This window comes from Corallococcus sp. AB049A (assembly GCF_003668885.1).
Classification (GTDB): Bacteria; Myxococcota; Myxococcia; order Myxococcales; family Myxococcaceae; genus Corallococcus; species Corallococcus interemptor.
Map to the genome: position 1 here is coordinate 1 of NZ_RAWL01000624.1, position 3,646 is coordinate 3,646.

Here is a 3,646-nt window from a genome sequence, read left to right on the forward strand (position 1 = left end):
CGGGACTGCGGCGCGCGAGGCGCGGGGCTCGCCTTGGCGCGGCCGGGCTTGTCGACGTCGGTGCTCTCGTCGTCCGCGTCGTCGGGGCGCGCGGCGATGGGGGACGGGGCGGCGCCCTCGGTGGCGTCGTCCTCGCCGGAGCCCGGGGTCCAGCCGCCCTTGCCGGCGGCGGGAAGGCCGGTGGCGCTCTTGCGCGCGGGGCGCTCGTTGGTCGTGGAGTCCTCACTGCCTGCGCCGGGAGTCCAGCCCGGGCGCGAGGGGCGGTTCTGCATCGGTGAGTCCTCCGGGGCCGGGGGGGGCCCCTCACGGTGAGACGCTCGAAGCTGTGGAGCGGAGTCTTTCCCGTCCGCGTCCGGATTCCAATCCGGCCGGGACGGTTGTTCCGCCGGGGTGCGCTCGCCCGGGTCGGTGGTGTCCTCGGAGCCAGGGCCAGCCCTGGATTCCAAGGAGCCAGGAGCCTCCTGGGGGGTGGGCTCGTCCTCGCCCGGACCGGGCGTCCAGTTCTCCTCGGGCGCGGACCCCGCCGGAGTCTGGGGAGGCAGCCCCGGCGTGGTGGGCTCCGCGGCGCCAATGCCTGGCAGCCAGGCATCCATGGTGATTTCGAGGTTGTGCAGCCGTGGCGGGGGCGCCTTGCGCGGGAGCCCCGGGTCCTCGCCGGACTCTCCCCGAGCCGCTGCCGCCGCGCGCAGGGCCTGCTCCACCTTCGCCGCGTCCAGCGCCTCGGTCCGCTCGCCCACGCCGGCGTACTCCGGCGGCAGTGGCTTCACGGAGCTCGGCGTCAGGGCTTCCAGGTCCGCGAGAGCGCCGTCCGGCGACAGCGGCTTCGCGGCGCTCTGCGTCCCGGCCTCCGAGTCCGCGCGAGCACTCTGCTGCGGCGCCGCGGCGTCCAGGGCCTCGGTCTCCGGTCCCGCGCTGGCCTGCTCCGCCTGCCGCAGCTTCGCCGCGTCCATCGCCTCCGTCGCGATGTCCTCCTGCGCGCGAAGCGCCTCCGCCTCCTCCACGGCACCCGGAGGCGCGAGCACGGACGGGAACTCCTGACGCGTGCTCGTGCGCCCGGGCTGCTCGCGCAACAGGTCATCCAGCATCTGCTGCTCGATGACCTTCTCGCGCGGGAAGGCCGCGGACATCAGCCGCACCAGGTCCTGGTCCGTCACGTTGGGCGCCAGCTTCTCCTTCAGCGCGCCCAGCGCCTCCGCCATGGCCGTCGCCGTGGGGAAGCGGTCGTTCGGCTCGGACGCCAGCGCTCGCGCCAGGAGCGCGTCCACCGCGCGCGGCAGGTCCGGGCGGTAGCGCCCCGCGGGCTCCCACTGCGGATAGGCCGCGCGCCGCCAGCGCTCCAGCGGATCACCCCGCTGCGACAGCGGCTTCCACGAGAACAACTCCCACAGCACCACGCCCACCGCGTACAGGTCCGCCCTGCGGTCCACGGTGCGCTTGCGGGCCTGCTCCGGCGCCATGTACGTGAGGTTGCCAATCACCACGCGCGGCGCCGTCTGCTGCTCCTTCAGCGTGGACTGCGCCGCGCCAAAGTCGATGATCTTCACCTCGCCCGCGTAGCTCACGCACACGTTCGCGGGAGACAGGTCGCGGTGCACCAGGTGCAGCGGGTGCCCTTCCTCATCCGTCGCGTCGTGCGCGTACGCCAGTCCCTCGCACAGCCGGATGCCCATCTGGAGCAGCGGCCCCAGGGGCATCATCCGCTGACGCTGCCGCAGGCGGTACGCGAGCCGGCTGAGCGTCTTGCCCAGCACGTACTCCATGGCGAGGAACAGCTGCCCGTCCACCTCGCCCATCGCGTACACGCGCGCGATGTTCGGGTGCGCCAGCCGCACCACCACGCGGGCCTCGTCGCGGAAGCGGCCCACGAACTGCCGGCTGTCCACCAGCCCCGGCAGCACCTTCTTCACCACCACCGCGCGCCCCACGCCCTCCTCGCGCGCGAGGAAGACCTCCCCCATCCCCCCGGCGCCAATGCGGCGCACGAGGGTGTAGGGGCCAAAGCGCACGGGCCCGCTCAGGGCCTCCGGTTCAACGGGCGTCGCCAAGCGCGCGGAACGCCTTGCGGGCCGCGGCGAGCACGTGCGCCACCTCCGGCTCGCCGATGGCCAGCGACACGAACGCCGCCTCGAACTGGCTGGGCGGCAGGTACACGCCTTCTTGCAGCATCGCGTGGAAGAAGCGCCCGAACTTCGCCGTGTCCGCCTTCTTCGCGGACGCGTAGTCGAACACTGGCTCCGCCGTGAAGAACACCGTGAGCATGCTGCCCACGCGGTTCACCGTCACCGGCACGCCCGCCGCCTTCGCCTCCGCGCGGAAGCCCTCCTCCAGCAGCAGGCCCAGGTGCTCCAGCCGCTGGTACGTGCCCGGCGCCGCCAGCGCCTTCACGCACGCCATGCCCGCCGCCACCGCCACCGGGTTCCCGGACAGCGTGCCGGACTGGTACACCGGCCCCTCTGGCGCCACCTTCGCCATGATGTCGCGCCGGCCGCCGTACGCGCCCAGCGGCATGCCACCGCCCACCACCTTGGCCATGGTGGTCAGGTCCGGCTTGAGCCCGTACAGCTCCTGCGCGCCGCCGCGAGCGAGCCGGAAGCCCGTCATCACCTCATCCAGCACGAAGAGCACGCCGTGCTTCTGGCAGAGCTTCTGCAGCCCTTCGAGGTAGCCGGGGCGCGGCACCAGCACGCCCATGTTGCCCACCACGGGCTCGATGATGGCGCAGGCGATGTCCCTGCCCTTCTCGTTGAAGATGCGCTCCACGGCCTCCAGGTCGTTGAAGGGCGCGGTGAGCGTGAGCGACGCCAGCGCGGCCGGCACGCCCGGCGAGTCCGGCAGGCCCAGCGTCTCCACGCCGCTGCCCGCCTTCACGAGGAACGGGTCACCCGCGCCGTGGAAGCAGCCCTCGAACTTGAGGATGTACTCGCGGCCGGTGAAGCCGCGCGCCACGCGGATGGCGGCCACGGTGGCCTCGGTGCCGGAGGAGACCAGGCGCACCTTCTCCACGGACGGCACGGTGGCACAGAGCAGCTCCGCGAACTCCACCTCGGAGGCGACGGGCGCACCGAACGTCGTGCCGCGACGGGCGGCCTCCAGGATGGCCTCGATGATGGGCGGGTACGCGTGGCCCAGGATGAGCGGGCCCCAGCTGCCCACGAGGTCCACGTAGCGGTTGCCGTCCACGTCGGTGAGCCACGCGCCGGAGCCCTCCTTGAAGAAGACGGGGTCGCCTCCCACGCCACGGAAGGCGCGCACCGGAGAGTTCACGCCACCCGGGATGCGCGCCTGCGCACGGGCGAAGAGGGCCTGGCTTTGAGCGTGTTTCATGGCCGGTTCCATAACACGCGCCTTTACGCCCGTCCCTGCCCCGAGTGGCCCTCCGGTGTCGCCTTCCCCCCCGAGCGGACGCCTGCCCGGCCGGCGGAGGGCACCCCCTCCAGGGGCTTCACACGTGGCTTCACCCGATGGACGCGGGCGGTTATAGCCACCGCATGCGCATCCTCCACACCATGCTCCGTGTCGGCGACCTGGAGAAGTCGCTCGACTTCTACACCCGCGTGCTCGGCATGACCCTGCTGCGCCGCCAGGACTACCCGGACGGCAAGTTCACCCTCGCCTTCGTGGGCTACGGCCCCGAGGACACCCACCC

At 72.8% G+C, this 3,646-nt stretch carries 3 protein-coding genes; 1 reads left to right on the top strand and 2 read right to left on the bottom strand.

All coding sequences use genetic code 11. From position 1 onward, the window contains the following. Both D7X55_RS44290 and hemL read right to left on the bottom strand, forming a co-directional pair. Positions 1 to 2,045: serine/threonine-protein kinase (locus D7X55_RS44290; RefSeq protein ID WP_199747313.1), on the bottom strand; the 2,045-nt coding region annotated here is incomplete at its 3' end. Then, positions 2,029 to 3,324, bottom strand: a complete 1,296-nt coding sequence (hemL, locus tag D7X55_RS37340; RefSeq protein ID WP_121725520.1) for a glutamate-1-semialdehyde 2,1-aminomutase — start codon at positions 3,322 to 3,324, stop codon at positions 2,029 to 2,031. The genes hemL and D7X55_RS44290, both read right to left, overlap by 17 nt. 164 nt (positions 3,325 to 3,488) lie before the next feature. Between hemL and D7X55_RS37345 the strand changes: the two genes are divergently transcribed. Continuing rightward, positions 3,489 to 3,646: VOC family protein (locus D7X55_RS37345; protein WP_199747314.1), on the top strand; the 158-nt coding region annotated here is incomplete at its 3' end.

Coding starts and splice junctions, on each gene's coding strand:
- hemL (WP_121725520.1), bottom strand. CDS start 3,324: ATGAAACACGCTCAAAGCCAGGCCCTCTTCGCCCGTGCGCAGGCGCGC.